We start from the raw sequence: 24430 nt of genomic DNA on the forward strand, positions 1-24430 counted from the left end.
GGCGAGGAAAAGCGGACAAGCGCGGATCGGAACGGCGAAGAAGACCCGTCATTTCCGCGAAAGCGGGAAGTGCGTTTCGGCAGACGCATGCCTGACCATCCAGCGGCTTTCATGCGCGGTGCCCACGTCCATGGATTCCCGCTTTCGCGGGAATGACGGTAGATGGTTGGCGAAGGCTTTTAGATTGGACCGCGCTTCAAGGCACGGCCCACTGTTCGCAGCGAGGATTCAGCCTTGCGCCTTGTCGCTGATCAGCTGCACCACGCTGGAGAAGTCCAGGCCGCCGCGGCCGGCCTGCTTGTTCATGGCGTAGAGATTGCGCGCCAGTTCGCCCAGCGGGATGGTCGCGCCCACGCCCATGGCCGCCTCCACCGCCAGACCAAGGTCCTTGAGCATCAGGTCGTTGCCGAAGCCGCCGCTGTAGCCGCGCGAGGCCGGTGCGTTCTCCAGCACGCCCGGCCACGGGTTGCAGACCTCGGTGGCCCAGCTGCGCCCGGTGCTGACCGCCATCATCTGCGAGAGCACCTTCGGGTCCAGCCCGTGCGCCACGCCCAGGCCGATGGCCTCGCCGGTCACCGCCATGATCACGCCCAGGGCCATGTTGTTGCACAGCTTGGCGACCTGGCCGGCGCCGCTGGCTCCGACGTGGAAAATATTCTTGCCCATCGCCTGCAGCACGGGGCGGGCGCGTTCGAGCACCTGCGCCTCGCCGCCGACGATGAAGGTCAGCGTGCCGGCCTGGGCGCCGGCGGTGCCGCCGGACACCGGCGCGTCGAGCATCGCCAGGCCGCGCGCGGCCGCGGCCTGGGCGACCTTGCGCGCGCTGGCCGGGGCGATGGTGCTGCAGTCGATCACCAGCGCGCCGGGCGGGATCTGGTCGAGCAGGCCACCTTCGCCCAGGTACAGGCCTTCGACGTGCCGGCTGGCCGGCAGCATCGAGATCACCACCTCGGCGCCGTCCAGCGTGTCGAGGGCCGAGGCGGCGGCGTGGGCGCCGGCGGCCTTGGCCGCCTCCAGCGCCGCCGGCGCCAGGTCGAACACCGACAGCGTGTGCCCGGCCTTGACCAGGTTGGCGGCCATCGGCCCGCCCATGTTGCCCAGACCGATGAAGGCGATGCGGCTCATGCGTGACTCCTGTGGTGCGAAGAAGAATCCAGGTCGGCCAACGGATGCGCGTCGGCCGGCCAGGGCGAGATGAGGAAGCCCTGCGCCCATTGCGCGTCGGCCTGGGCCAGGGTGGCCGGGTTCCAGCGCGGCTTGCGGTCCTTGTCGATCAGCAGCGCGCGGATGCCTTCGGCGAAGTCGCCGTGCGCGGCCACGTGCAGGGCGGCGATGCATTCCCGGCGGAAGGTGTCGGCCAGGCTCAGGTCGGCGGCGCGGCGCTGCAGTTCCCAGGCCAGCCGCGCCGAGCCCGGCGCACCGGCGGCCAGCGTGGCCTGCGCGGTCTGCAGCCACGGGTCGTCATCGCTGGAGGCGGCGCCGATGGCGGCCACCACCTGCTCCAGCGAACCGGCGCCGACCAGCGCCTCGACCTGCTCGGCATGCGACTGCAGCGGCCCGGGCTGTGCCGCCATGGACATGCCGGCCAGCAGTCTGGTCAGCGCGGCGCGGTTGGCCGCAGGCGCCTCGTCCCAGGGCTGCGCGACCAGCGCGTCGAGCAGCGCGGCATGCCGGCCGCTGTCGATGCACACATCGGCCAGGCCTGCGTAGATCGCATCGCCGGCGTTGAGCGGCGCGCCGGTCAGCGCCAGGAACAGGCCCGCGCCGCGCGGCACGCGCGCCAGCAGCCAGCTGCCGCCGACATCGGGGAACAGGCCGATGCCGATCTCCGGCATGGCCAGCCGCGAGCGCTCGGTGACCACGCGGTGGCTGGCGCCCGACATCAGGCCGATGCCGCCGCCCATCACGATGCCGTGGCCCCAGCACAGCAGCGGCTTGGGATAGGTGTGGATGAAATAGTCCAGGCGGTATTCCTCTTCGAAGAACGCCGCCGCGTATGCGTTGGAGGTGATGTCCTCGCTGCCGCCATCGCGGTACTCGTTCATGCTGCGGTACAGGCCGTGCAGGTCGCCGCCGGCGCAGAAGGCCTTCTCGCCTGCGCCCTGCAGCACCACGCAGGCGATGGCGGCATCCTCGGCCCAGGCGCGCAGCTGCGCGTCCAGCAGGCGCGTCATCTCCAGCGACAGGCCGTTGAGCGTCTTGGGCGCGTTGAGCGTGGCGATGCCGATGCGCCTGCCGCCTGCGCCCTCGCGGGTCTCGAACAGCACCGGCGCCTCGACCACCGAATCATGCGGATTCATGCGTTGGTCCATTGCGGCGCGCGCTTTTCAAGGAACGCGTTGACGCCCTCGGCCTGGTCGGCGGTGTCGAACAGATCGACGAAGGCCTCGCGTTCGGCCACCAGCGCCGCGGCGAAGCTGCCGCTGCGCGTAGCCTGCACCAGCGCCTTGCACGCGGCCACGCTGGTCGGGCTCTGGCGGCCCGCGCTGCGCGCCCAGTCGAGGGCACGTGCGCGGCCCTCTCCCCGCGGCACCACCTCTTCGACCAGGCCGATGCGCAGCGCGGTGGCCGCGTCGACGCGCTCGCCGAGCAGGATCATGCGCTTGGCCCAGCCCTCCCCGACCAGCCGCGGCAGCGCCTGTGTGCCTCCCGCACACGGCAGCAGGCCGACGGCCGCTTCGGGGAGGGCGAGCTGCGCGTGCTCCTCGGCGATGCGCAGATCGCAGGCCAGCGCGCATTCCAGCCCGCCGCCCATGGCATAGCCGTTGATCGCGGCGATGGACACGCCCCGGAACGCGGCCAGCGCCTCGAAGGCCTGGCCGAAGCGGCGCGCCGCCTCCCGCGCCGCCGCCTTGTCGCCCGAAGCGAACTGCTTCAGGTCCGCGCCGGCCGAGAAGAACTTCTCGCCCTCGCCGGTGATCACCAGCGCGTAGATGTCGCGGTCGGCATTGAGCGCGGCGACCAGGTCGCGCAGCGCGGCCAGGCTGTGCACGGTCCAGGTATTGGCCGGCGGGTTGGACAGGGTGACGAGGGCGACATGGCCCTCGGCCTCGACCTTGAGCCCGGTGTGCTCGGTGTCGCGCCACCTCATCGCAGCGCCTCGTCGCTGCTCAGCAGATGGCGCGAGATGATCACGCGCATGATCTCGTTGGTGCCCTCCAGGATCTGGTGCACGCGGCAGTCGCGCAGCAGGCGCTCGACCGGGTACTCGCGGATGTAGCCGTAACCGCCGTGCAGCTGCAGCGCGTCGTTGCAGACCGAGAAGCCCGCATCGGTGGCGAAGCGCTTGGCCATCGCGCACCACACGGTCTTGTCCGCCGCGTCGGCGTCGAGCTTGCGCGCGGCGGTGTGGACCATCTGGCGCGCGGCGACCAGCTCGGTGGCCATGTCGGCCAGCTTGAACTGCAGCGCCTGAAACTCGCCCAGCTTCTTGCCGAACTGGCTGCGCTCGCCCAGATAGCGGCGCGCCGCATCCAGCGCGCCCTGGGCCGCGCCCAGCGAGCACGCGGCGATGTTGATGCGCCCACCGTCCAGCGCCTTCATCGCCAGGCGGAAGCCGTCGCCCTCCTGGCCCAGCAGGTTGGCGGCCGGCACGCGCACGCCCTGGAAGGTGATGCCGCGCGTGGGCTGGCTGTTCCAGCCCATCTTCTCTTCCTTGCGGCCGTAGCTGATGCCTTCCGCATCGGCCGGCACGACGAAGGCGCTGATGCCGCGCGCGCCGGGCTCGCCGGTGCGCGCCATCACCACCAGCACGTCGGTGGCGCCGGCGCCGGAGATGAAGGCCTTTGCGCCGTCGAGCACGTAGTGGTCGCCCTCGCGCACGGCGCGGGTCTTGAGCGAGGCCGCATCCGAGCCCGCGCCCGGTTCGGTCAGGCAGTAGGAGGCCAGCTTCTCGCCGGCGACCAGCCCCGGGCACCAGGCATCGCGCACGGCCGGCGTGGCGTTGCTGGCGATCAGCCAGGTGGCCATGTTGTGGATGGTGATGAAGGCGGAGGTCGAGGGATCGACGCTGGCCAGCTCCTCGAACACCACCGCCGCATCCAGCCGCGACAGCCCCAGCCCGCCGACGGCCTCGGGCGAGTACAGGCCGCAGAAGCCCAGCTCGCCGGCCTTGGCGATGGCCTCGCGCGGGAAGATGCATTCGGCATCCCAGTGCGCGGCGTGCGGGGCGAATTCCTTGTCGGCGAAGTCGCGCGCGGCCTCGCGGAAGGCCTGCTGCTCCTCGGTGAGTTCGGCCGCGTCGTGCGGGAGTTTCATCACTGCATTCATGGCATCGCCCTTGTGCGAAGGCTCACTTGAGACTGATCGTGGTGTTGACGCCGTGGCTGAGCGTGTCGTCGTCGAACCAGCGCGCGGTCACCGTCTTGGTCTGGGTGTAGAACAGCACTACCTGCTTGCCGTACGGACCGAGGTCGCCCAGCTTGGAAGCGCGCGAGCCGGTGAAGGAGAACAGCGGCACCGGCACCGGGATCGGCACGTTGATGCCGACCTGGCCCACGTCGATGTCTTCCTGGAACCGGCGCGCGGCCGCGCCCGACTGGGTGAACACCGCGGTGCCGTTGCCGTTGGGGTTGGCGTTGACGAAGGCGATGGCCTCATCGAGCGTGTCGACCTCCACGATCACCAGCACCGGCCCGAAGATCTCCTCGTCGTAGATGCGCATGCCCGGCTTGACGCCGGAGAAGATGGTCGGGCCGACGAAGTTGCCCTGCGCGTGGCCCTCGACCTGCGGCTTGCGGCCGTCCAATTCGAGCTTCGCACCCTGGGCGATGCCCGATTCGATCAGCGATTCCACGCGCGAGCACGCGGCAGTGGAGATCAGCGGGCCGACGTCCACGCCGCTGGCGTTGCCCGGGCCCACTTTCAGCGTCTTGGCCTTCTCGACCAGATCGGGGATCCAGTCGCGCGCCGCGCCCACCACCACCATCGTCGAGGCGGCCATGCAGCGCTGGCCGGCCGCGCCGAACGCCGCGCCGGCCATCGCATTGAGCGTCTGCTCCTTGTTGGCATCGGGCAGGACGACGGCGTGGTTCTTTGCGCCCATCATGCACTGCACGCGCTTGCCGGCCAGCGAGGCGCGGTTGTAAACATGCGTGCCGACCTTGGTCGAGCCGACGAAGGACACCGCCTTGATGTCCGGGTGGTCGCAGATGGCGTTGACCACCTCCTCGCCGCCGTGGACGACGTTGAGCACGCCCTTGGGGATGCCGGCCTCCAGCGCCAGTTCGACCAGGCGCATGGTCACCATCGGGTCCTGTTCGGAGGGCTTGAGGATGAAGGTGTTGCCGGTGGCGATGGCCATCGGGAACATCCACAGCGGGATCATCGCCGGGAAGTTGAACGGGGTGATGCCGGCGCACACGCCCAGCGGCTGCATGAGCGTGTAGGTGTCCACGCCGTTGGCCACGTTGTTGGCCAGCTCGCCCAGCTGCAGGTTGCCGATCGCCGCGGCGTGTTCGACCACCTCCAGCCCGCGGAACACGTCGCCCTCGGCATCGGGCAGGGTCTTGCCCTGCTCGGCGGTGAGGATCGCCGCCAGCTCGCTCATGTGCTCGCGGATCAGCTGCTGGTACTTGAGGAAGATGCGCGCGCGGGTGCCGATGGGCGTCTTGCGCCAGGTCTTGAAGGCTTCCTTGGCGGCGGCCACGGCGCGGTCCACCTCGTCCACGGTGGCGAAGGGCACCTGCCCCAGCACTTCCTGCGTGGCCGGGTTGACGATGTCCTTCCAGGTGGAGGTGCGCGATTCGACGAAGGCACCGTCGATCAGCAGAGACACGCGCGGCAGTTCAGCGTTCATGGGCGGCCCTTGGGGCGATGGCGAATGACAGGATTCGCATCTTTCGCAAGATCGGGGCCGATTTCAGCCCCAATTCTGCTTAATCCGGCCAATGACCCGGCGGATTTCTGCGAAGATTGCGAAGATGAGCCCCCACCGCCGCCTCGAACTCGGCCTGCGCCTGCAGCGCCTGCGCCAGCGCCACGGCCTGTCCCAGGCCCAGCTGGCCCAGGCGCTGGGCCTGTCGCCCAGCTATCTGAACCAGATCGAGCGCAACAAGCGCCCGCTGACCCCGGCCGTGCAGCAGCGCCTGCGCCAGGTCCTGCAGGACACCGCCGGCCTGTTCGACGCCGACGACCCGGCCGCGCTGATCGACCCGCTGCACGAGACCCTGGTCGCGCTGGACCGGCCTGGCGTGACCACGGCCGAGCTGCGCGCCCTGGCCGGCAACCTGCCCCAGGTCGCCCATGCGCTGCTGGACCTGCATCGCGAGCATCGCGCCCTGCGCGAGCGCGCCGCGGCGCTGGAACTGCAGATCGGCGATGCGACCTCCGGCGCGCCGGCCCTGCTGCCGCCCGGCGACCAGGTGCGCGACTACTTCAACCGCCTGCGCAACCACATCCCCGAGCTAGACACGCTGGCCGAGGGCCTGTTCGACGAACTGGGCCTGGTGCCCGGCCACACCGCGCCGCGCCTGCGCCAGCGCCTGGCCGACCGCCACGGCGTGCTGGTCGAGGTCCACGGCGGCGGCCAGATCAAGCGCCGCCTGGACACGGCCGCGCGCGTGCTGCACCTGCCCGACTACCTGCGCCCGGGCCAGCAGGCCTTCCAGATGGCCGCCGAACTGGTGCTGCTGGAACACCCCGGCCTGATCGCCGCGCTGACCGCGCGCGCCGGCTTCGACGACGCCGAGCGCGTGGCGCTGGCGCGCATCGGCCTGTCCAACTACTTCGCCGGCGCGCTGGTGATGCCCTACGGCGAGTTCCTGCGCAGCGCCGAGCAGAGCCGCTACGACATCGAATGGCTGGCGCACCGCTTCGGCGTGGGCTTCGAGGCGGTGTGCCATCGCCTGTCCACGCTGCAGCGCGAGGGCGCGCCGGGCCTGCCGATCTTCTTCATGCGCGTGGACCGCGCCGGCAACGTATCCAAGCGCCACTCGTCCACCGATTTCCACTTCTCCCAGGTCGGCGGCTCCTGCCCGCTGTGGATCGTGTACGAGGCCTTCAACCAGCCCGGACGCGTGCTGACCCAGGTCACCCGCCTGCCCGATGGCCGCCGCCACTTCTGGCTGGCCCGGCAGGTCAGCACCGGCCCGGTCGGCTACGGCCAGCCGCGCAAGACCTTCGCCGTCACGGTGGGCTGCGACCTGCGCCACGCCGAGCGCCTGGTCTACGCGCGCGGCATCGACATCCGCCCCGAATCGGCCGTGCCCATCGGCCCGGGCTGCCGCACCTGCGAGTGGAGCGACTGCCTGCAGCGCGCCTTCCCCGCGCTGCCGCAGCTGGGTGCGGTGGCGCGCTGAAGGGTGGCCGCCCGAGCGTGCGCCGCGGGGCGCGGGCAGCGCATTGCTGACGGATTGGCCAGGAGGCCCGCGGAAGTGACTTCCGGCAGACGCGGCGGCGATGCCGTGGCTGAGACGCTCGCGGCTCCAACAGGGGGTTCCGCATGTACTTCCGCAAGACGCTGCTCACGCTGCTGACCGTTTCGCTTGCTGGCGGCCCGCTGTGTCTGGCCGACGCGCGCGCCGCCGAACGCAGCGCCGAACCTGCCGCCCAGGCGACCTCGATCGATGCGGCGATCAGGCAGCAGATGCGCGAGGGCGGGCTGGTCGGCGTGGGGGCCGCGGTCATCGTGGACGGCAAGGTGGCCTGGCGCGGCGCGTACGGGCTGGCCGACCGCGAGAGCGGACGTCCGTTCACCACCGCGACCGTCATGAACATCGCATCCATCAGCAAGACCGTCGTGGGCGCGGCGATGATGCGCGCGCAGGAGGAAGGCAAGCTCAGCGTCGACGCGGACATCGATGGCTACCTGCCGTTCCAGGTGCGCAACCCGCGCCATCCCGACATCCCGATCACGCTACGCCAGATCGCCACGCACACCTCCAGCATCACCGATCGCTGGGACGTGTATGCCGCGAGCTACCACTTCGGTCGCAATGCGCCGCAGCCGCTGGGCGACTTCCTGCGCGGCTACTTCGTGCCGGGCGGCGCCGACTACAGTCCGGAGAACTACAACGCCTCCGCGCCCGGGACCGAGCGCGACTACTCCAACATCGGCGCCGGGCTGGCCGGTTACATCATCGAGCGCACCACCGGCCAGTCGCTGGATCGTTACACCGAGGACCGCATCTTCCGCCCGCTCGGCATGGACAGCACCCACTGGCGTCTCCAGCCGCGCGATCTGCGCGAGGGCGCCACGCTGTACCTGTCGCAGGACGGCATCGCCGTCGCGCTGCAGCCCTACACCGGCACGACCTGGCCCGATGGCGGCCTGCGCACCTCGGTCGACGACCTGTCCAAGTTCTTCATCGCCCTGCTCAGCGGCGGCCAGGCCAACGGCGTGCGCATCCTAAAGAAGCAGTCGGTCGACGATATGCTGCGCCTGCAGTTCACGGCCGAGCATAAGCCGGCCAATGTCGACATCGCCGAGAAGAACTCCGGCCTGTTCTGGCAGACCAAGTTCAACACCCGGTACGTGGGCCACGGCGGCAGCGACCCCGGCCTGAAGACCGAGATGCTGGCCACGCCCGATCTGCGGACCGGCATCGTGTTCTTCACCAACACCGCCGGCCAGGACACCGAGAAGGCGTATGTGGCGATCCTCAAGCTGTTGTTCGCCCACGCTCAGACGCTGAGCGCATCGGGCGCGGCGCGTTAGCGCGCGGCTGAAGGGCGGCGTCTGGATGCGTTGAAAGCGCCCGTCAACCGCCTGCGCTGGGCTAAGCTGCCGCCTCGCTCCTCGACCGTCGATCCGATGCATTGCACGCCCGCCTCACCTCTGCGCCCGGCTTTCGCGCTGCTGCTGGCGCTGTTCACCCTGCCCGCCTGCGCGCGGGTGCCGGTCTATGGCGTCAAGGCGGTCAAGACGTATCCGCACGACACGCAGGCCTTCACCGAGGGGCTGTTCTACCTGGATGGCGCGCTGTACGAGAGCACCGGCGAGCTGGGCGAGTCGGTGGTGCGCAAGGTGGAGCTGGCCACCGGCAAGGTGCTGCAGGAGGCGGCGCTGCCGCCGCAGTACTTCGGCGAGGGCATCGTCGCGCACGACGGCAAGCTGCTGCAGCTGACCTGGCGCAGCGGCGTGGGCGCGATCCGCGATCTGGCGACCTTCGACATCGTCGGCAGCTTCCGCTATCCGGGCGAAGGCTGGGCGCTGACCCGCGATGAAACGCATCTGTACATGAGCGACGGCACGCCGGTCATCCGCGTGCTCGATCCGGACACCTTGCAGCAGACCGGCAGCATCACCGTCACCGTCGAGGGCAAGCCGCTGCAGCGCGTCAACGAGCTGGAATGGATCAAGGGCCAGCTGTGGGCCAACGTGTGGATGACCGATCGCATCGCGCGCATCGATCCGGCCACCGGCGCGGTGGTGGGCTGGGTCGACCTCAAGGGCCTGTTCGATTACCGCAAGCTGCCCGACCCGAACGACGACGTGCCCAACGGCATCGCCTACGACGCGCAGGGCGACCGCATCTTCGTCACCGGCAAGCGCTGGCCCAAGCTGTTCGAGATCAAGCTGACCGGGCCGCGCTGAGCGCCCGCGCCCACAGACCATGCACACCTTCGACCTGTTTCCCTACACCTTCGCCGGGCTGCGCCTGCGCGCGCTGCGCCTGGACGATCTGGACGCCTTCCACGCCTATCGCCGCGATCCGGCGGTGGCCCGCTTCCAGGGCTGGCCGCCGATGGACCGCCCGGCCTGCGAGGCCTTCCTGCGCGAGCAGGCCGGACACGATGCCTTGGTGCCCGATGGCTGGCGGCAGCTGGCGCTGGCGCGCGCGCAGGACGACGCGCTGATCGGCGATGTCGGAGTGTGGCTGTCGGCCGATGCCACGCAGGCCGAGTTCGGACTGAGCATCACGCCGGACGCGCAGGGACAGGGCCATGGCACTGCCTGCGTCCGCGGGCTGCTGGAACGGCTGGCCTGCCTCCCGTCCCTGGTGGAGATCCATGCCGCCAGCGACCTGCGCAATCTGCCCTGCCTGGCGCTGCTGCAGCGGGCGGGCATGACGCCCTCGCACCAGCGCGAAGACGAATACAAGGGCGAATGGTGCGTCGAGCAGGTCTTCGTCACCCGGCTGGATCCGCATCGCCACCTCGCGGATACCACCGCACTGCGCACCGACAAAACGTGATCAAGCTGGCCAAGTCAGGCAGCTTGGTGGGAGCCCCCGTCTCTTCCGATCACGCCGCGCCCTCCCTGTAGAGCGGAGCTCGCTCCGCTGCCTTCCGTTCAGTTCGTGGGAAAGCCCCAGCGGAGCAAGCTCCGCTCTACAGGCGCGGCTGCGGTATCCCGTCAGTCCGATGGCGGACCATCGCACTCAGGCGGAGGAGCGGCACGCGCATGCAGGCGACCAGGGCCGCCTTGGCAGGCGCATGCGGCGAAGGAAGCGCCGGCTCCACGCCGATCACGCTCAGCCAGGCACGCGCACCGCAGCGGGCTTGCGCACCTCGACCACGCGGGTCGGCACCCACGGGCCGCCCCACCACATGCGCCAGCCCAGGCTGCGGCGCGTGGCGGTCACGCCGTGGGTGGCGAGCCTGGCCACGTATTCGTCGGTCTTGTTGATGTCGGCCAGCAGCAGCACGCCGCCGGGGCGCAGCACGCGCCAGGCCTCGTCGATGGCCTGCGCGCGGCCCTCGCGCGTGGCGATGTTGTGGATGGCCACATTGGAGACCACCGCATCGAAGCTGGCATCGGCGAACGGCAGGCGGCGCATGTCGGCGGTGTGCAGCTCCACGCGCGCGGCCACGCCCTCGGCTTCGGCATTGGCCAGCGCGGCCGCCATGGCGTTGCCCGACTGGTCCTTGCTGCTCCAGATGTCCACGCCCACCGCGCGACCGCGCGGCAGGTGGCGCGCGACATCCAGCAGCACCATGCCGCGGCCGCAGCCCAGGTCCAGCACCCGCTCGTCGCCGCGCCACGGCTGCGCGGCCAGTAGGCGCTGCCAGACCAGGAACTTCCCGCGCCGCGTGGTGTGCAGGTACAGCCCGGCCATCAGCGTCAGGATGATGGCGCTCACCCACCACTGCGGCGCCACGAATACCGCGACGGCCGCACAGGCTACGGCGCCTGCGAGCATGCCGAGCGGGGCATAGGGCGCGTCGATGCCGTAGCGACCAGCGCGAAGCGATGCGGACATGGGCGTGTTCTCCGAAAGGGGCGGCGCCATCGTGCGCGTGCGCCGGCACGCCCTCCAGTGACAGCTGTCATTGCGTTCGAGTGCAGGCTGGCACGGGCTGGCTCGGGTCCGGCTTCACCCCGTTCCGGTGCGGCCCAGACGCCCGACCGGGCGCGTCCGGCTGGGCGTGGACGGGCCGCGGCGGCCGTGAGCCTCCCAGGCGCGCCTCCTCGGCGTGCCGGCGCCCCCCGGGGCGGGGCCCGTCCGGGCCCGCCGGGCCGGCCGTGTAAAATCGCCGTCTTTTTCAGTGCGCCCGCCGCGCCCCTCCATGGCCAAACCCCGACAACACGGGCCTGTCCCCGGCCCGGCCTTCGTGCGCCTGCTCGCGCGGCTGGGCCAGGTCGCCGTGCCGGCCCCGCCGCCGGCGCTGCCCGAGCGGCTGGCGCAGTGGGTGGACTGGAACCGCGCGGTCGCCCTGTCGCGGGCGCTGGACGGCGCGCCGCCGCCGGCCGCCGACGGCCCGCGCTTCGACGCCGCCGAGGCCGACGCCTGCCATGCCCAGCGCGCGGCCCTGGCCGCGGCGATCCGCGAGGACCGCGAGCTGGCCGCGGCCATCCAGCGGCGCCTGGACAAGGCCGCCGGCGAAGGCACGAACCTGGACCTGGCCGTGGACTTCCCCGTGTTTCGCCAGCGCTACCTGGCCCACCAGCGCGCCATGCTGGCCACCACCGGCCTGCTGCGCGGCCGCCTGCGCGACATGCTCGGCCACGGCCCGGCGGCGCTGGCGCGGCTGGCCGAGGTCGACGCGGTGATGGAATCGACCCTGAGCCCGCGCGAGCAGACCGCGCTGGCCGCGGCCCCGGCGCTGCTGGAACAGCACTTCCTGCGCCTGCGCCCGGCCGAGGCCGACGCCGTCCCGGCCAGCGCCAACCCAACCGACGCCGCGCAGATGCCTGCCTGGCTGCAGACCTTCGCCCAGGACATGCAGCGCGCGCTGCTGGCCGAGCTGGACCTGCGCTTCCAACCGATCGATGCGCTGCTCGCGGCGCTCACGCCTTCGTTGATGCCTTCATGCCAAGAACCGTCCTGAACCTGATCGTCTTCCTCCTGGGCCTGCTCGCCGTGGCCTGGGTCGGCGCCGGCTACCTCGGCAACAACGCGCTGGGCGTGGCGGTGTCGCTGGTGATCGCCGCCTGTTACATCGCCGGCGCGATCGAGCTCCACCGCTACCGCCAGGCCACGCGCACGCTGGAGCTGGCCCTGGCCGAGGACCCCACCGCGGCCTCCGGCGTGGCGGCCTGGCTGGAACGGCTCGCCACCAGCCTGCGCCAGCCGGTGCGCCTGCGCATCGAAGGCGCGCGCGTGGCTCTGCCGGCGCCGACGCTGACGCCGTACCTGACCGGCCTGCTGGTGCTGCTGGGCATGCTCGGCACGCTGCTGGGCATGATGGCCACGCTGCGCGGCACCGGCCTGGCGCTGGAGAGCGCGATCGACCTGCAGGCCATGCGCGGCTCGCTGGCCGCGCCGGTGAAGGGCCTGGGCTTCGCCTTCGGCACCTCGATCGCCGGCGTGGCGACCTCGGCGATGCTGGGCCTGCTCTCGGCGCTGTGCCGGCGCGAGCGCCTGGAGGCCGTGCAGCGGCTGGATGCGGCCATCGCCACCACGCTGCATCCACACTCGCGCGCGCATCGGCAGGAGGAGGCCTTCCGCCTGCAGCAGGCGCAGACCGCGCTGATGCCGCAGCTGATCGAGCAGCTCGGCGCGCTGATGCAGACCATCCAGACCCACAGCAGCAGCACCCACGCGCAACTGGTCGAACGCCACGAGGTCCTGCATGCCCGGACCGAGGCCGCGCACGTGCAGCTGAGCGAGGTGCTGGCCAGCGCGCTGGCCGCCAGCGTCGCCGACAGCGCGCAGGCGGTGAACGCCGCGCTGCAGCCGGTGGTCGAACGCACCCTCACCGGCCTGGCGCGCGACGCGCAGACGCTGCAGGCCAGCGTGCGCGAGGCGGTGCAGCAGCAGCTCGACGCGCTGGACAAGGGCTTCGCCGGCGCCACCAGCATGGCCCGCGACAGCTGGACCGCCGCGCTCGATGCGCAGCGCCAGGCCCACGCCGCCCAGCTCGATGCCCTGCAGCAGGCGCTGGACGGCGCCGGCCAGGCGCTGTCCACGCACGCCACGCGCACGGTCGAGGCCATCGGCGCGCGCCTGGACGGCACCGCGCAGCAGCTCGACACGCAGTGGACCCAGGCCCTGGCCCAGCAGCGCGAGCTGCACGCGGCCCAGGCCGCGCAGCACGCGCAGGCGCTGGAGCAGGCCGGGGCCGCGTTCCAGACCCACGCCGCCGCGCTGCTGGACCACGCCCGCCAGGCGCAGGCGCAGCTGCACGACACGCTGACCGCCCAGGCCGAACGCGGCGGCGCGCAGCTGGAGGCGGCCAGCGCCGCGTTCGCGCGGCATAGCGCGCAGGCGGCCAGCGCCTTCGACACGCACGCCGGCGCCCTGGCGCGCAGCGCCGAGGACACCCAGCAGCAGCTGCGCGAGGCCCTGGCCCAGCAGGCCGAACAGCACGCGCATCAGCTGCGCGAGGCGGCCGCGGCCTTCGACCAGCACACCGCCACCGTGGCGCAGACGCTGACCCGCTCGCACAGCGCGCTGCAGGACGCGCTGGCCGCCCAGGACGGGCAGCGCCTGGCCGCCTGGTCCGAGGCGCTCGCCTCGACCCATCAGGCCCTGCGCGAGGAATGGCGACAGGCCGGCGCCGAGACCGCGCAGCGCCAGCAGGCCATCTGCGACACCCTGGCGCAGACCGCCGAGGCGATCACCGGCCAGGCGCAGACGCATGCGCAGGAGACCATCGCCCAGATCACGCGCCTGGTCGATGCCGCCGCCGAGGCGCCGCGCGCGGCGGCCGAGGTCATCGCCGAACTGCGCCAGAAGCTCTCCGACTCCATGGTGCGCGACACCGAGCTGCTGGCCGAACGCAACCAGCTGATGTCCACGCTGGACACGCTGCTGGACGCGGTCAATCACGCCTCCACCGAGCAGCGCGGCGCGATCGACGCCCTGGTCTCCACCTCGGCGCAACTGCTGGAAAGCGTCGGCACGCGCTTCACCGACCACGTCGAGGCGCAGACCGGCAAGCTGGAACAGGCCGCCGCGCAGGTCGGCGCCAGCGCCACCGAAGTGGCCAGCCTGGGCGATGCCTTCGGCGCGGCAGTGGCCCAGTTCGGCCAGGCCAACGCGGAACTGACCGAGCGCCTGCATGGCATCGAACAGGCGCTGGACAAGTCGCTGGCGCGCAGCGATGAGCAGCTGGCCTACTACGTGGCCCAGGCGCGCGAAGTGATCGACCTGAGCCTGCTCTCGCAGCGCCAGATCATCGAGGACCTGCGCCAGCTGGGCGATGCCAAGAGCGCGGCGGCATGAGTGGGGAGATCGAGCTGGACGAAGGCGCCGGCACGCCGGTGTGGGCGGCGTTCGGCGATCTGATGTCGGTGCTGCTGGGCGCCTTCGTGCTGATCCTGGTCGGCGTGATCGCCGTGCAGCTGCAGCTGTCGAGCAAGCTGGACGAGGAGGCGCACCGGCGCCAGGCGCTGGAGCGGGCGCTGGCCGGCCCCCTGGCGGCCGGCCGGGTGACCCTCGTCGATGGCCGCATCGGCATCCGCGGCAACGTGCTGTTCGCGCTCAACTCCGACCAGCTGCAGCCGGAGGGGCGCGAGGTGCTGCACAGCCTGGCCGCACCGCTGCGTCAGTACCTGCACGCGCGAGATGAGGTGCTGATGGTCAGCGGCTTCACCGACGACCGCCCGATCCACGACGACAACCTGCACTACGCCGACAACTGGGAACTGTCCGCGCAGCGCGCGCTGACGGTGACGCGCACGCTGATCGCCGAGGGCGTACCGGCGTCCTCCGTGTTCGCCGCCGCGTTCGGCTCCGAACAGCCGGTCGCCTCCAACGACGACGCCGAGGGCCGCGCGCGCAACCGCCGCGTGGAGATCGCGCCGATGCCGCGCCCGTCCAAGACCACCGCGACGCCCTGACGTGCAGGCGGCGCTGGGCCAACTGGAACGCTGGCGCGCGCAGGGCGCCGACCGCATCGACCCGGTGCGCTTCGCCCTGCTCGACGCCCTGGCCGCGCGCACCCAGACGCAGACCGGCGCGACCCGTGCATTGCTGGAAGCGCGCCTGGCTGCGCTGCTGGCCGAGTACCGCACGCGCGTCGAACAGGCCCGGGCGCGCAAGCGCAGAACGTCCCGCCAGGCCGTGAGCGTGGCCAGCCCGCTGGCCGAACTGCTCGATGCCTTGCATGCCGGCGCGCAGCAGCGATTCGACGCGCGCGATGAGGCGCATGCCGCGCCTGCTCCGCTTGCGCCCTCCGGCCCGACGTCCGCGCAGGATCACCACCATCGCCAGCCAGGCCAGTCCCGGGCACACGCCTCCACCGCGCGTGAGGCCACGGGGGCAATGCGGCCTGCCGCGGCGTCCTATCCGCAGCTGCCGGCGCTGGACGAGTTCCAGCGCCTGTGGGAAGAGGTGCGCACGGCGCGCCAGCTGCGCCAGTCGCTGGAGCCGGCGCCGGAAGATTCGGGCCCGCTCAACTCGCACCTGCTGGTGCACCGCGCCCTGACGCTGATGCACGACACCGCGCCGGGCTATCTGCAGCACGTCCTCGGCTACGTCGATGCGCTGTCGTGGATGGCCCAGCTGCAGGGCGGCACCGACCCCGAGGCTGACGCCCCGCGCCTCCCCAGCGGCGCCAAGCCATCCAAGCCCTCGCGCAGCCGCACCCGCAAAAAGCCCGCCTAGCGCCTTTGCCCCCTCCCTTTCGCGCAGCGAAGGGGAGGGCTGGGGAGGGGTTGGCTTTTGATGTTGCTGTTGTTTCTGCCGACGGCGAGAAGCAACAGCAAAAGCACCTCTCCCCAGCCCTCCCCTGCTTCGCAAGGGAGGGGGCAGATCGCTGCGAGTGGAGGGATTCGCGAGCGCTGGTTAGAAGCCGCTGCAGCCGAAGCCGCCGTCGACGTCCAGGCAGACGCCAGTGATGTAGGCCGCCGTCGGCAAACACAGGAAGGCGATCGCGCCGGCCACCTCCTCCGCTTCGCCCAGGCGCTGCAGGGGCGTGCGCGCCAGCACGCGCTCGTGCTGCGCCGGCGAGGCCAGGCGCGCGGCGGTGCGGGGCGTGCGGATGGCCCAGGGCGCGACCGCGTTGACGCGGATGCCGTCCTGCGCCCATTCCACCGCCAGGCTGCGCGTCATCTGGTGCAGTGCGGCCTTGGCCATGCCCTCGACCGTGGCGCCGCGCACCGCGCGCAGGCCGCTGGACGCGCCGACGTTGACGATGCTGCTGGCCGGGTGCCGCGCCAGCAGCGGCTGCGCATAGCGGCACAGTTCGAACGCGGAGAACAGCCCGGTCTCGAACACCGCCCGCCAGGTCGCCTCGTCCAAATCCAGCAGGCTACCGTTCGCCCCCGCGCCGACCGCGTTGACCAGGATGTGCAGCCCCTCGCCCTGATCCTCCACCCAGTCCAGCAGCGCACGCCGCTCCTCGTCGTCGGCCACGTCGGCGGCGAAGCCCTCGATCATCCGCTCCGGGTGGGCGTCGGTGAGCTCGTCGCGCGCGGCCTCCAGCGCATCGGCGTCGCGTGCGACCAGCAGCACGTCCGCGCCGAGCGCGAGCAGTTCGGCCGCGGCGGCCAGGCCGATGCCGGCGCTGGCGCCGGTCACCAGGGCGAGCTGTCCGTCCAGGCGCCAGCGGTGGGGATGGGACATCGCGTTCTCCTTCAGCGCACCAGGGCCATGCCGATCGACGCCGGCGCGGTCGGTGCGAATCCGAACTGCGCATAGAGCCGATGCGCCTGGCCATCGGCGATCAGACTGACATAGGCACTGGCCGGCACCTGCAGGCGCAAGTAGTCGGCGATCGCGGCCATGATGCGTTTACCCAGGCCCTGTCCCGGATGCGCCGGCAGCACGGCGATGTCGACGACCTGGTAGAAGCAGCCGCCGTCGCCGATCACGCGCCCCATGCCCACCGGCTCACCGTCGCACAGCACCTGCACGGCGAAGCAGGACTGGGGCAGCCCCTTGGCCGCGGCTTCTTCGGTCTTCGCGCTCAGCCCCGCGCCGACGCGCAGCGCGCGGTAGACCGCGACGGTCGGGACGGCTTCGATCAGCGTGTAGCGAGGGGGCATGGCGCGCTCGGCGATGGCGTCGGCGTAGGATAGCCACGCATCCCTCGCGAGGCAGCCGCCATGTCCGCATCCCCGTGCCTTCGCTTGCTGTGCGCCGCCTGCCTGGGCGCGCTGGCGGCCTGCAGCCCGCCGGCCGCGCCGCAGCCGGACAAACCGCCCACGCCGCAAAGCACCGCCGCGGTCCAGGCCCTGCACCGGCCGCTGGACAAGGCCAAGGCCGTCGAGGGCCAGCTGCAGCAGGCCAAGGACGCGCAGGACAAGCAGATCGAGGCCGCCGAAGGCCAGTGACGCGTCAGCCCTGTTCGGCGCGCTGCAGCGCCTGCAGCGCCCACTCGCCCAGCAGGCGACGGCCGGGGTTGTCGCCGGCCATCCATTCCTCGGGCGTGAACAAGTCGAACAACCCCACCTTGATCAGCGTGGGCACCGCCAGCTCCAGTTCCCGCTCGACCTCGCCGCGCTCGCCGGCGTTGTAGCGCACCACGTTCTGCAGCATCGCGCCCACCGTGCCGGTCTGGACCCGGCTGCCATCCTTGAGGCGGACGCTGGGAAGGGATTCTCCCTCCGCCACGATCCGGTGATTGGCCTGGGCAAGGTCGCGGCTGTCGAAATCGGTCGTCTTCATGGCATCTCCTTTCACAACCCGCAGAAGCAATACGCCAGCTCGCTGACCGGCTTGCCGCCGGGCTTGCGCTCCAGCGCGTCCTGCACGAACTTCAACTGCTCGGCGGTGTGCGGGGCGGCCTTGAGCAGCAGGCTCTGGGCAAGGTCCGAACGGCCCATCAGCGCCTGACCCATCGGGCTGCCGGCCGCGTTGGCCAGGAACTGCTCGAACGGCGACAGCTCCTTCTCCACGTACTGCACCCGGTACTTGTCGGCCGCGCCCAGCTTGGCGCGCGCGGCGGCATCGGCGATGGCGTCCTTCAGCCCACCCATCTGATCGACCAGGCCGCGCTCCATGGCCTGCTGGCCGGTCCATACGCGGCCACGGGCGATCTGGTCGATCTGCTCGACGCTCTTGTGGCGCGCGGCGGCCACGCGGCCGGTGAAGTCGGCATAGCCCTTGTTGATGACCGACTGGATCATCTGGCTCACCTGCGGATCCATCGGCTTGGTCGGGTCGAACGCGCCGGCGAAGGGCGTGGTGCCCACGCCATCGGTATGCACGCCGATCTTGCCCAGCGCACGGGTGAAGTTGGGCACCAGGCCGAAGATGCCGATCGAGCCGCTGATGGTCGAGGGATCGGCATAGATGCGGTCGGCGTTCATGCTGATCCAGTAGCCGCCCGAGGCGGCCAGGTCGCCCATCGACACCACCACCGGCTTGCCGGCGGCCTGCAGCGCGACCACCTCGCGGCGGATCTGCTCGGAGGCGAACACCTCGCCGCCGGGCGAATCCACACGCAGCACCACGGCCTTGACCTTGTCGTCCTCGCGCGCGGTGCGCAGCAGGGCCGAGGTGCTCTCCCCGCCGATGCGGCCGGCCGGCTGGTCGCCGGAGCTGATCTCGCCGGAGGCCACCACCACGGCCACCTGCGGGCGCTCGTCCAGCGCGGCCGGCTTGGCGGGCAGCTGCGCCAGGTACTGCTCCAGCGTGACGTGGCGGAAGCCCAGGCCGGACTTGTCGGCGTCGTCCTCGTCGGCCACGCCGCGTTCGATCAGCAGCTGCTGCACGTCCTGCCAGGTCTTCAGCCCGTCGACCAGCTTCTGCTGCAGGGCGACCTTGGCCAGGTCGCCGCCGGTGGCGGTCACCTCGGCCGGCAGGTTGGTCACCCCGGCGCTCACCGCCTCGGGCGAGAGCTTGCGCGCCTTGCCGACGTCGGCCAGGTAGCGGCCCCACACATCGTTCATCCAGAACAGGTCGGCTTCCTTGGCGTCGGGCGAGGCCGCGTCCAGGATGTAGGGCTCGGCGGCGGACTTGTACTCGCCCACGCGGAACAGGTGCACGTCCACGCCCAGCTTGTCCTGCAGGCCTTCGCGGAAGTACTGGCGGTAGCGGCCCAGGCCGGTGATCTCCACGCTGCCCATCGGGTCCAGATAGACCTCGTTGGCCTGCGCGGCCAGCAGGTACTGGCCCTGGCTCATGTTCTCGCTGAAGGCCAGGATCTGCTTGCCCGAGGCGCGCAGGTCGGCCAGCGCGGCGGCGACCTCGCGCAGCGAGGCATAGCCGCTGGCCCGCAGCTTGTCGAAATCGACGAAGACCCGCTCGATCCTGCGGTCGGTCTTGGCCACTTCCAGCGCGCGCAGCAGGTCGCGCAGCTGCACCTCGCCGCCGGCCTGGCCGAAGGCCTTGGACAGCGCGCGGCTGGCCGGGTCGGACGAGTACTGCTCCACCAGCGCCGCGTCGGGGGCGATCACCAGCGTGGTGCGGTCCTGCAGCGGCTTGGGGCCACCGCCCTTGGCCAGGGCCACGATCACCAGCACCCCGATCAGGAACAGCAGGCCGAAGAAGACCAGGTTGAAGATCAGCCGTCGGGTGAAATTCATCACGTCCCACAGGCCGATGAAGAATCGGCTGATCGGATCGCGGCGGACGGGTTGGTTCATGGGCGCTGGGGGCTCGTTCGACAAACGGTGCATCAGCTTAGTCGCAGCCGCGCCGCCGCGGCATGCCCCACACGTCACGGCACGGCTGTTCAGCCGGCCGGCCCCGCCCTCAGGCCAGGCGCGCGGTGCTCCGGCGCAGGCGCAGGGCCATCATCACCGCCGCGGCGGTCAGGCCGATGGTCAGGCCGACCCACATCCCGCGCGGACCGTAGCCCAGCCCCAGGCCCAGCGTGGCGCCCGCCGGCATGCCGACGCCCCAGTAGGCCAGCGCCGCCAGCAGCATCGGCACGCGCGTGTCCTTGAGCCCGCGCAGCGCGCCGGCCGACATCACCTGGATGCCGTCGGGGAACTGGAAGATGGCCGCCAGCACCAGCAGGCTGCCGGCCAGCGCGGCCACGGCCAGATCGTCGGTATAGATGCCCACGATCTGGTTTTGGAACAGCGCCAGCACCAGCGCCGAACAGGTCTGCGTGCCCAGCACGATGGCGTAGCCGGCGCGCACCGCGCGGCGCACGCCGTGCGCGTCGCGCCGGCCCAGCGCATGGCCCACGCGCACCGTGGTCGCCTCGGCCAGCGCCATCGGCACCATGAAGCAAATCGCCGAGAGATTGATCGCGATCTGGTGCGCCGCCGCCGGCACCGCGCCCAGGCGCGCGATCAGCAGCGCGGTGCTGATGAACAGCCCGCCCTCCATCAGCACCGTCACCCCGATCGGCAGGCCGGTGCGCAGCAGTGGAGCGATCTGCGCCCAGCGCGGCGGTTCGAAACGCGCGAACAGCCCCAGCGGGGCGAAGCGCCTGGAGCGCGCCAGATAGGCGAGGAACAGCAGCGCCTGCGCCCACATCATCACCGCCGAGGCGATGCCCAGCCCGCCGGCGCCCAGTTCCGGCAGGCCCCAGGCGCCGAAGGCCAGCCCGTAGCCCAGCGGCGCCAGCAGGAACAGCCCGCCGAAGCCCAGCACCATCGTCGGCAGCGTCCAGTGCATGCCCTCGCTCAGGTTGCGCATGCACAGGTAGGCGGCCATCGCCGGCATGCCCCAGCGGATGCCGTGCAGGAAATCGCGCGCGCCCGGCACGATCTCCGGCGCGATGCCCATCGGCGCCAGCGCGTGCGGGATCAGGCTCAGGAAAGCGAACATCGCCAGCCCCAGCCCCGCCGCCAGCCACAGCGCCTGGCGGAACAGCGGGCCGATGCGGTCGTGCTCGCCGGCGCCATCGTGGTGCGACACCGATGCGGCCAGCGCCACCAGCGTGCCGATCGGCACCATCAGCGGCAGCCACATCAGCGCGGTGCCGGTGGTGACGGCGGCCAGGGTGGCGGTGCCGTGGTGACCGGCGATGACGTTGTCGACAAAGCCGACCAGGCCGGCCGAGACATGGCCGATGACCAGCGGCAGCGCCAGGCGGCCGGTGCTGCGCATCTCGTGCGCAAGGCCCGGCGCGGGCAAGGAAGGGGCGGACATGGAAACACGCACAGCGGCTGCGATCGCGCGCGGGATGGGCGCTGGCATCGGGCCGGGAAGGGCCGCTATCTTACCGGCCGACCTTGGGGAAAGGGGCGCCGCTTCGATGACCACACCACCCGGCGGACACGCCACGTCCGCCGCATGCGACAACTGCGCCACCCCGCTTGCCGGCCATTACTGCCATGCCTGCGGCCAGCCGGCGCACAACCCGCTGCGCAGCTTCGGCCACGCGGTGGAGGAGGTGTTCGAGTCGTTCTGGCACCTGGACGGGCGCATCGTGCGCACGCTGCGCGAGCTGATCGTCCCGGGGCGTTTGCCGGTGCGCTTCCTGCGCGGCCACCGCGCGCCGTATGTGCCGCCGCTGCGGCTGTTCGTGGTGCTGAGCGTGCTGACCTTCTTCGTGGCCCAGTACGCGGTGCATGTGGACGGCGGCAAGGAGATCGGCTCGATGCTGCGCGGCGTGCAGGACGGCGCCTGGGAGCGGCCCGAGCTGATCGCCGATCCGGGCCAGTTCGGCGCGCAGACCACGGTCGCGGCGGTGGAGGCCAGCCGCGACGAGAAGCTCGCCGCCCTGCGCGAAGCCAGGACCCAGGTCGCCGCCGACTCCATCGCCGCCCGGGCCATGACCATGGGCGAACGCAAGCTGCGCGCCGATGCGCAGGCGCGACTGCATCAGCTCGACCCGAGCCAGCCGGCCACGCTCGCGCCCGAGGCAGGCGCAGGCGCAGCGGAGCACGCGCAAAGTACCCGCGAGCCCGAAGCACTCAAGCCGGCCAGCCGCAACACGAACGAACAGATCCACATCGACGCCCTGCCCGGCTTCGCCAACCGCTGGCTCAATGCCAAGGTCGAGCGCGCCCGGCTCAATCTGCAGCGCTACAGCGACGATCCGGGCGAGTTCGTGCACGTCTTCCTGGCCGCGATCCCCAGTGCGCTGTTCGTGCTGGTGCCGGCCTTCGCGCTGCTGCTGAAGCTGTGCTACCTGGGCAGCGGACGCGGCTATCTGGAGCATCTGGTGGTGGGCCTCTACAGCCACGCCTTCCTGGTGCTCGCGCTGCTGGCGATGTTCGCGCTGATGCTGATCGGCGACGCCCTGCCCGCCAGCGCCGGCTGGCTGGCGCGGACCCTGGGCGTGCTGCGCGTGCTGCTGGCGCTGTGGCTGCCGGTCTATCTGTGGCTGACCCAGCGCCGCGTCTACGGCGAAGCGTGGTGGCTGACCACGCTCAAGTACGGGGTGATCGGCGTGCTGTATTTCATCCTGGTGGGCATGTTCTCGCTGGTGCCGATGTTCTCCAGCATCACCCACTGAGGCCTGCCGTCCATCCCGGAGGCGGCACGGCGCGCCGCTTTAGTGGCGCAGCCGCTCCTGCAGCCACTGCCCGCGACCGGCGGGATCGGCGGCGATGAGCGCCTGGCGCAGTGCATCGCGGTCCTGCGGCGGCGTGCGCTGGGCCAGCACGGCCAGGTCGGCGCGCTGCGGCGCGGTCAGCTGGCGCAGCACCGCGCGCATCGGCGCGATCTCCGCCTGCGGCATGTAGGCCAGCAGCGGCTGCAGGCGGGCGAAGTCGGCGCCGATGTCGGGCCCAAGGCGCCAGCCGGCCTGTTCGCTCTGGTCCAGTTGCCCGAACCGGGTCAGCAGCGCCTGCTGCTGCGCCGGCGGCAGCGTGGCCAGGGTCGCGGCGGCCTGCTGCAGCCGGCTGCGGGTGGCCGGGTCCAGGGCCAGCCAGTCGGCGTACTCGGCGCGGCGCCTGGCGCGCTCCAGCGGCGGCAGACGGTCCCAGGCGACCATGCGGTCGGCGAAGGCGTGCCGCGCCGGCGTGCTCAGCGCCGCCAGGCGCGCGGCGCGCGCGACCTGGATCGCTGGCGTGAGCGCCTGCTCGTCGCTCGCCTGGGCCAGCAGCACCGAGGTCGCCAGGCCCAGCACGGCCGCCACGGCCAGGGCCACGAGGGGCTTACTGCGCCGCATCGCGAGCCTCCGCAGGGGCGTTCATGGCCTCGGCGGCCTCGCGCTGACGGTCCTGCGGCGCGGCCGCGTACCAGGCCAGGAACCCGGCCCGCTGCGCCAGCGCCAGCCCTTGCGGGTCCATCAGCGCGTCGAAATCCGGATGGGTCAGCACCGCCTCGGCCTGGCTGAAGCGCTTGTCGGCCTCGTCGTCGCGCGACAGCGGCTCGACCTGCACCTGGGCCTCGTCGCGCAGCGGCTGGGCGCCGTCCCCGCCGCCCTGGGCGCCGACGGTCGCCGGTGCGGCCAGCCGGCCCTGGTGCAGGTACCACCAGCCGCCGGCGATGGCGGCCAATACCAGCAGGACGGCGGCGGCGATCAGCACCTGGCGCCACGGGAAGGGACGCCTTGCGGCCGCCGAACGGGGGCGGCGCGGTGCGGGCGACGGGGATGGCTTCCGGACCGGCTCGGGCGCCACGCTGACCGGCGCCGGCGTCGGCTCGGGCACGTCCGGCGCCAGGGCCTCGCGCAGCCGGCTCAAATGGGCCAGGCGCTCGGGCGAGAGCGCGCGCAGATGCTGCTGGATCGCCTCGGCCAGCGCGCGCCAGGCGGCCGCGTCGGGCTGGCCGGCCTCGTCGCGCGGGCAGGCGCGGGTCAGCGCGCCGCGATAGCCGACCTGGTTGACCCCCATGACGGCGGCCGCGTCGTCCTCGTCCAGGCCGGCGGCCAGGCGCAGCAGCAGGGCCAGGCGGTCGCTGTCGGAGAGGTCGGCCAGCCAGTCCATCTCCTGCGGCCAGCGCGCCTCGGGGTGGGCCTGGCGCAGCGGCGGAGCCGAGGCCAGCAGCGACCAGAAGCCGCGCGGCCACTCGGCCATCGGCTGCTCGCTGGCGTACTGGCCGAAGGCGCGCAGGGCCGCGGCCATGGCGATCTCGCCGGTCTCGCGGCGGCCGCACTGCAGCTCGGCCAGGACGATGCCGCGGCGTTCGACGCCGCGCAGGAAGGCTGAGAGCGCGGCGGGGACATCGGCGGGCGTATTCAAGTCAGGATCGATCGGCGGCGGCGTGTGACATACGCATGATAGGCGGCGACGGTCCGGTTGGGTTCGTCAACAAAACCCTTGACATTGGCCAAACATTCAAATTTCCCGGGATTCTTCGGGGCT

At 71.7% G+C, this 24430-nt stretch carries 23 protein-coding genes; 10 read left to right on the forward strand and 13 right to left on the reverse strand.

The features are described 5' to 3' along the window. Positions 1 to 228: 228 nt before the first annotated feature. The 5 genes from mmsB to WFQ05_RS16800 are packed head-to-tail and all read right to left on the reverse strand — an operon-like array spanning position 229 to position 5797. Positions 229 to 1125, reverse strand: coding sequence for a 3-hydroxyisobutyrate dehydrogenase (gene mmsB / locus WFQ05_RS16780; protein ID WP_337054624.1), 897 nt, complete (start codon positions 1123 to 1125; stop codon positions 229 to 231). Next, entirely contained in the window at positions 1122 to 2300 is a 1179-nt protein-coding gene (locus WFQ05_RS16785; protein ID WP_337054625.1) for an enoyl-CoA hydratase/isomerase family protein, read from the reverse strand. The genes mmsB and WFQ05_RS16785 overlap by 4 nt, the downstream gene beginning before the upstream one ends. Then, positions 2297 to 3091: an enoyl-CoA hydratase gene (locus tag WFQ05_RS16790; protein WP_337054626.1), complete on the reverse strand. Its 795-nt coding sequence runs from the start codon at positions 3089 to 3091 to the stop codon at positions 2297 to 2299. Before WFQ05_RS16790 ends, WFQ05_RS16785 begins: the two co-directional genes overlap by 4 nt. Further along, positions 3088 to 4269 carry an acyl-CoA dehydrogenase family protein gene (locus WFQ05_RS16795; protein ID WP_337054627.1) on the reverse strand — a complete coding sequence of 394 codons (1182 nt, stop codon included), beginning with the start codon at positions 4267 to 4269 and terminating at the stop codon, positions 3088 to 3090. The genes WFQ05_RS16790 and WFQ05_RS16795 overlap by 4 nt, the downstream gene beginning before the upstream one ends. Positions 4270 to 4291: 22 nt before the next feature. Continuing rightward, entirely contained in the window at positions 4292 to 5797 is a 1506-nt protein-coding gene (locus WFQ05_RS16800; protein WP_337054628.1) for a CoA-acylating methylmalonate-semialdehyde dehydrogenase, read from the reverse strand. A 124-nt stretch (positions 5798 to 5921) separates the two neighbouring features. Here WFQ05_RS16800 and WFQ05_RS16805 point away from each other — a divergent pair, with 124 nt between their 5' ends. From WFQ05_RS16805 to WFQ05_RS16820, 4 genes are all read left to right on the forward strand, one after another. Then, positions 5922 to 7298 (forward strand): short-chain fatty acyl-CoA regulator family protein, encoded by a 1377-nt coding sequence (locus WFQ05_RS16805; protein WP_205953502.1) that lies wholly within the window; start codon positions 5922 to 5924, stop codon positions 7296 to 7298. Between the two features lie 143 nt (positions 7299 to 7441). Next, positions 7442 to 8656 (forward strand): serine hydrolase domain-containing protein, encoded by a 1215-nt coding sequence (locus WFQ05_RS16810; RefSeq protein ID WP_337054629.1) that lies wholly within the window; start codon positions 7442 to 7444, stop codon positions 8654 to 8656. A gap of 96 nt (positions 8657 to 8752) precedes the next feature. After that, positions 8753 to 9535: a glutaminyl-peptide cyclotransferase gene (locus WFQ05_RS16815; RefSeq protein ID WP_337054630.1), complete on the forward strand. Its 783-nt coding sequence runs from the start codon at positions 8753 to 8755 to the stop codon at positions 9533 to 9535. A 19-nt stretch (positions 9536 to 9554) separates the two neighbouring features. Continuing rightward, complete coding sequence (locus WFQ05_RS16820) at positions 9555 to 10136, forward strand: GNAT family N-acetyltransferase (RefSeq protein WP_337054631.1); 582 nt, start codon at positions 9555 to 9557, stop codon at positions 10134 to 10136. A gap of 279 nt (positions 10137 to 10415) precedes the next feature. Here the strand turns inward: WFQ05_RS16820 and WFQ05_RS16825 are convergent, their stop codons facing one another. Next, positions 10416 to 11144 carry a class I SAM-dependent methyltransferase gene (locus WFQ05_RS16825; protein ID WP_337054632.1) on the reverse strand — a complete coding sequence of 243 codons (729 nt, stop codon included), beginning with the start codon at positions 11142 to 11144 and terminating at the stop codon, positions 10416 to 10418. Between the two features lie 307 nt (positions 11145 to 11451). On the opposite strand from WFQ05_RS16825, the gene WFQ05_RS16830 reads away from it, so the two are divergent. Genes WFQ05_RS16830 through WFQ05_RS16845 form a run of 4 tightly spaced genes read left to right on the forward strand, consistent with a single transcriptional unit; the run spans position 11452 to position 15935 of the window. Beyond that, positions 11452 to 12213, forward strand: a complete 762-nt coding sequence (locus WFQ05_RS16830; protein WP_337054633.1) for a DUF3348 family protein — start codon at positions 11452 to 11454, stop codon at positions 12211 to 12213. Beyond that, the gene (locus tag WFQ05_RS16835) at positions 12195 to 14552 is read left to right on the forward strand and encodes a DUF802 domain-containing protein (RefSeq protein ID WP_337054634.1); all 2358 of its coding nucleotides are present in this window, start codon (positions 12195 to 12197) and stop codon (positions 14550 to 14552) included. Before WFQ05_RS16830 ends, WFQ05_RS16835 begins: the two co-directional genes overlap by 19 nt. Next, complete coding sequence (locus WFQ05_RS16840; protein ID WP_337054635.1) at positions 14549 to 15169, forward strand: OmpA family protein; 621 nt, start codon at positions 14549 to 14551, stop codon at positions 15167 to 15169. Before WFQ05_RS16835 ends, WFQ05_RS16840 begins: the two co-directional genes overlap by 4 nt. Before the next feature lies 1 nt (position 15170). Next, positions 15171 to 15935, forward strand: a complete 765-nt coding sequence (locus WFQ05_RS16845; RefSeq protein WP_337054636.1) for a DUF2894 domain-containing protein — start codon at positions 15171 to 15173, stop codon at positions 15933 to 15935. A 180-nt stretch (positions 15936 to 16115) separates the two neighbouring features. Here the strand turns inward: WFQ05_RS16845 and WFQ05_RS16850 are convergent, their stop codons facing one another. Together WFQ05_RS16850 and WFQ05_RS16855 are read right to left on the reverse strand one after the other, a co-directional pair. Next, positions 16116 to 16895: an SDR family oxidoreductase gene (locus tag WFQ05_RS16850; protein ID WP_337054637.1), complete on the reverse strand. Its 780-nt coding sequence runs from the start codon at positions 16893 to 16895 to the stop codon at positions 16116 to 16118. Positions 16896 to 16906: 11 nt separating this feature from the next. Next, complete coding sequence (locus WFQ05_RS16855) at positions 16907 to 17317, reverse strand: GNAT family N-acetyltransferase (RefSeq protein ID WP_337054638.1); 411 nt, start codon at positions 17315 to 17317, stop codon at positions 16907 to 16909. A gap of 60 nt (positions 17318 to 17377) precedes the next feature. Between WFQ05_RS16855 and WFQ05_RS16860 the strand changes: the two genes are divergently transcribed. Beyond that, the gene (locus WFQ05_RS16860; RefSeq protein ID WP_130516788.1) at positions 17378 to 17605 is read left to right on the forward strand and encodes a hypothetical protein; all 228 of its coding nucleotides are present in this window, start codon (positions 17378 to 17380) and stop codon (positions 17603 to 17605) included. Positions 17606 to 17609: 4 nt separating this feature from the next. Here the strand turns inward: WFQ05_RS16860 and WFQ05_RS16865 are convergent, their stop codons facing one another. The 3 genes from WFQ05_RS16865 to WFQ05_RS16875 form a co-directional block, all read right to left on the reverse strand. Next, a complete protein-coding gene (locus WFQ05_RS16865; RefSeq protein WP_306995740.1) occupies positions 17610 to 17939 on the reverse strand; it encodes a hypothetical protein in 330 nt (109 codons plus the stop codon). A gap of 11 nt (positions 17940 to 17950) precedes the next feature. Continuing rightward, the gene (gene sppA, locus WFQ05_RS16870; protein WP_337054639.1) at positions 17951 to 19861 is read right to left on the reverse strand and encodes a signal peptide peptidase SppA; all 1911 of its coding nucleotides are present in this window, start codon (positions 19859 to 19861) and stop codon (positions 17951 to 17953) included. A 109-nt stretch (positions 19862 to 19970) separates the two neighbouring features. Further along, positions 19971 to 21323 carry an MATE family efflux transporter gene (locus WFQ05_RS16875; protein ID WP_337054641.1) on the reverse strand — a complete coding sequence of 451 codons (1353 nt, stop codon included), beginning with the start codon at positions 21321 to 21323 and terminating at the stop codon, positions 19971 to 19973. A 106-nt stretch (positions 21324 to 21429) separates the two neighbouring features. On the opposite strand from WFQ05_RS16875, the gene WFQ05_RS16880 reads away from it, so the two are divergent. Further along, entirely contained in the window at positions 21430 to 22635 is a 1206-nt protein-coding gene (locus WFQ05_RS16880) for a DUF3667 domain-containing protein (protein ID WP_337054642.1), read from the forward strand. A gap of 39 nt (positions 22636 to 22674) precedes the next feature. Here WFQ05_RS16880 and WFQ05_RS16885 read toward each other — a convergent pair whose 3' ends face one another. Next, the gene (locus WFQ05_RS16885) at positions 22675 to 23292 is read right to left on the reverse strand and encodes a DUF3106 domain-containing protein (protein ID WP_337054643.1); all 618 of its coding nucleotides are present in this window, start codon (positions 23290 to 23292) and stop codon (positions 22675 to 22677) included. Beyond that, positions 23279 to 24307 carry a hypothetical protein gene (locus tag WFQ05_RS16890; RefSeq protein ID WP_130528274.1) on the reverse strand — a complete coding sequence of 343 codons (1029 nt, stop codon included), beginning with the start codon at positions 24305 to 24307 and terminating at the stop codon, positions 23279 to 23281. The genes WFQ05_RS16885 and WFQ05_RS16890 overlap by 14 nt, the downstream gene beginning before the upstream one ends. Positions 24308 to 24430 lie beyond the last annotated feature (123 nt).

The sequence above is a fragment of the Pseudoxanthomonas sp. USHLN014 genome, from assembly GCF_037153335.1.
In the GTDB taxonomy this organism is placed as follows: Bacteria; Pseudomonadota; Gammaproteobacteria; order Xanthomonadales; family Xanthomonadaceae; genus Pseudoxanthomonas_A; species Pseudoxanthomonas_A winnipegensis.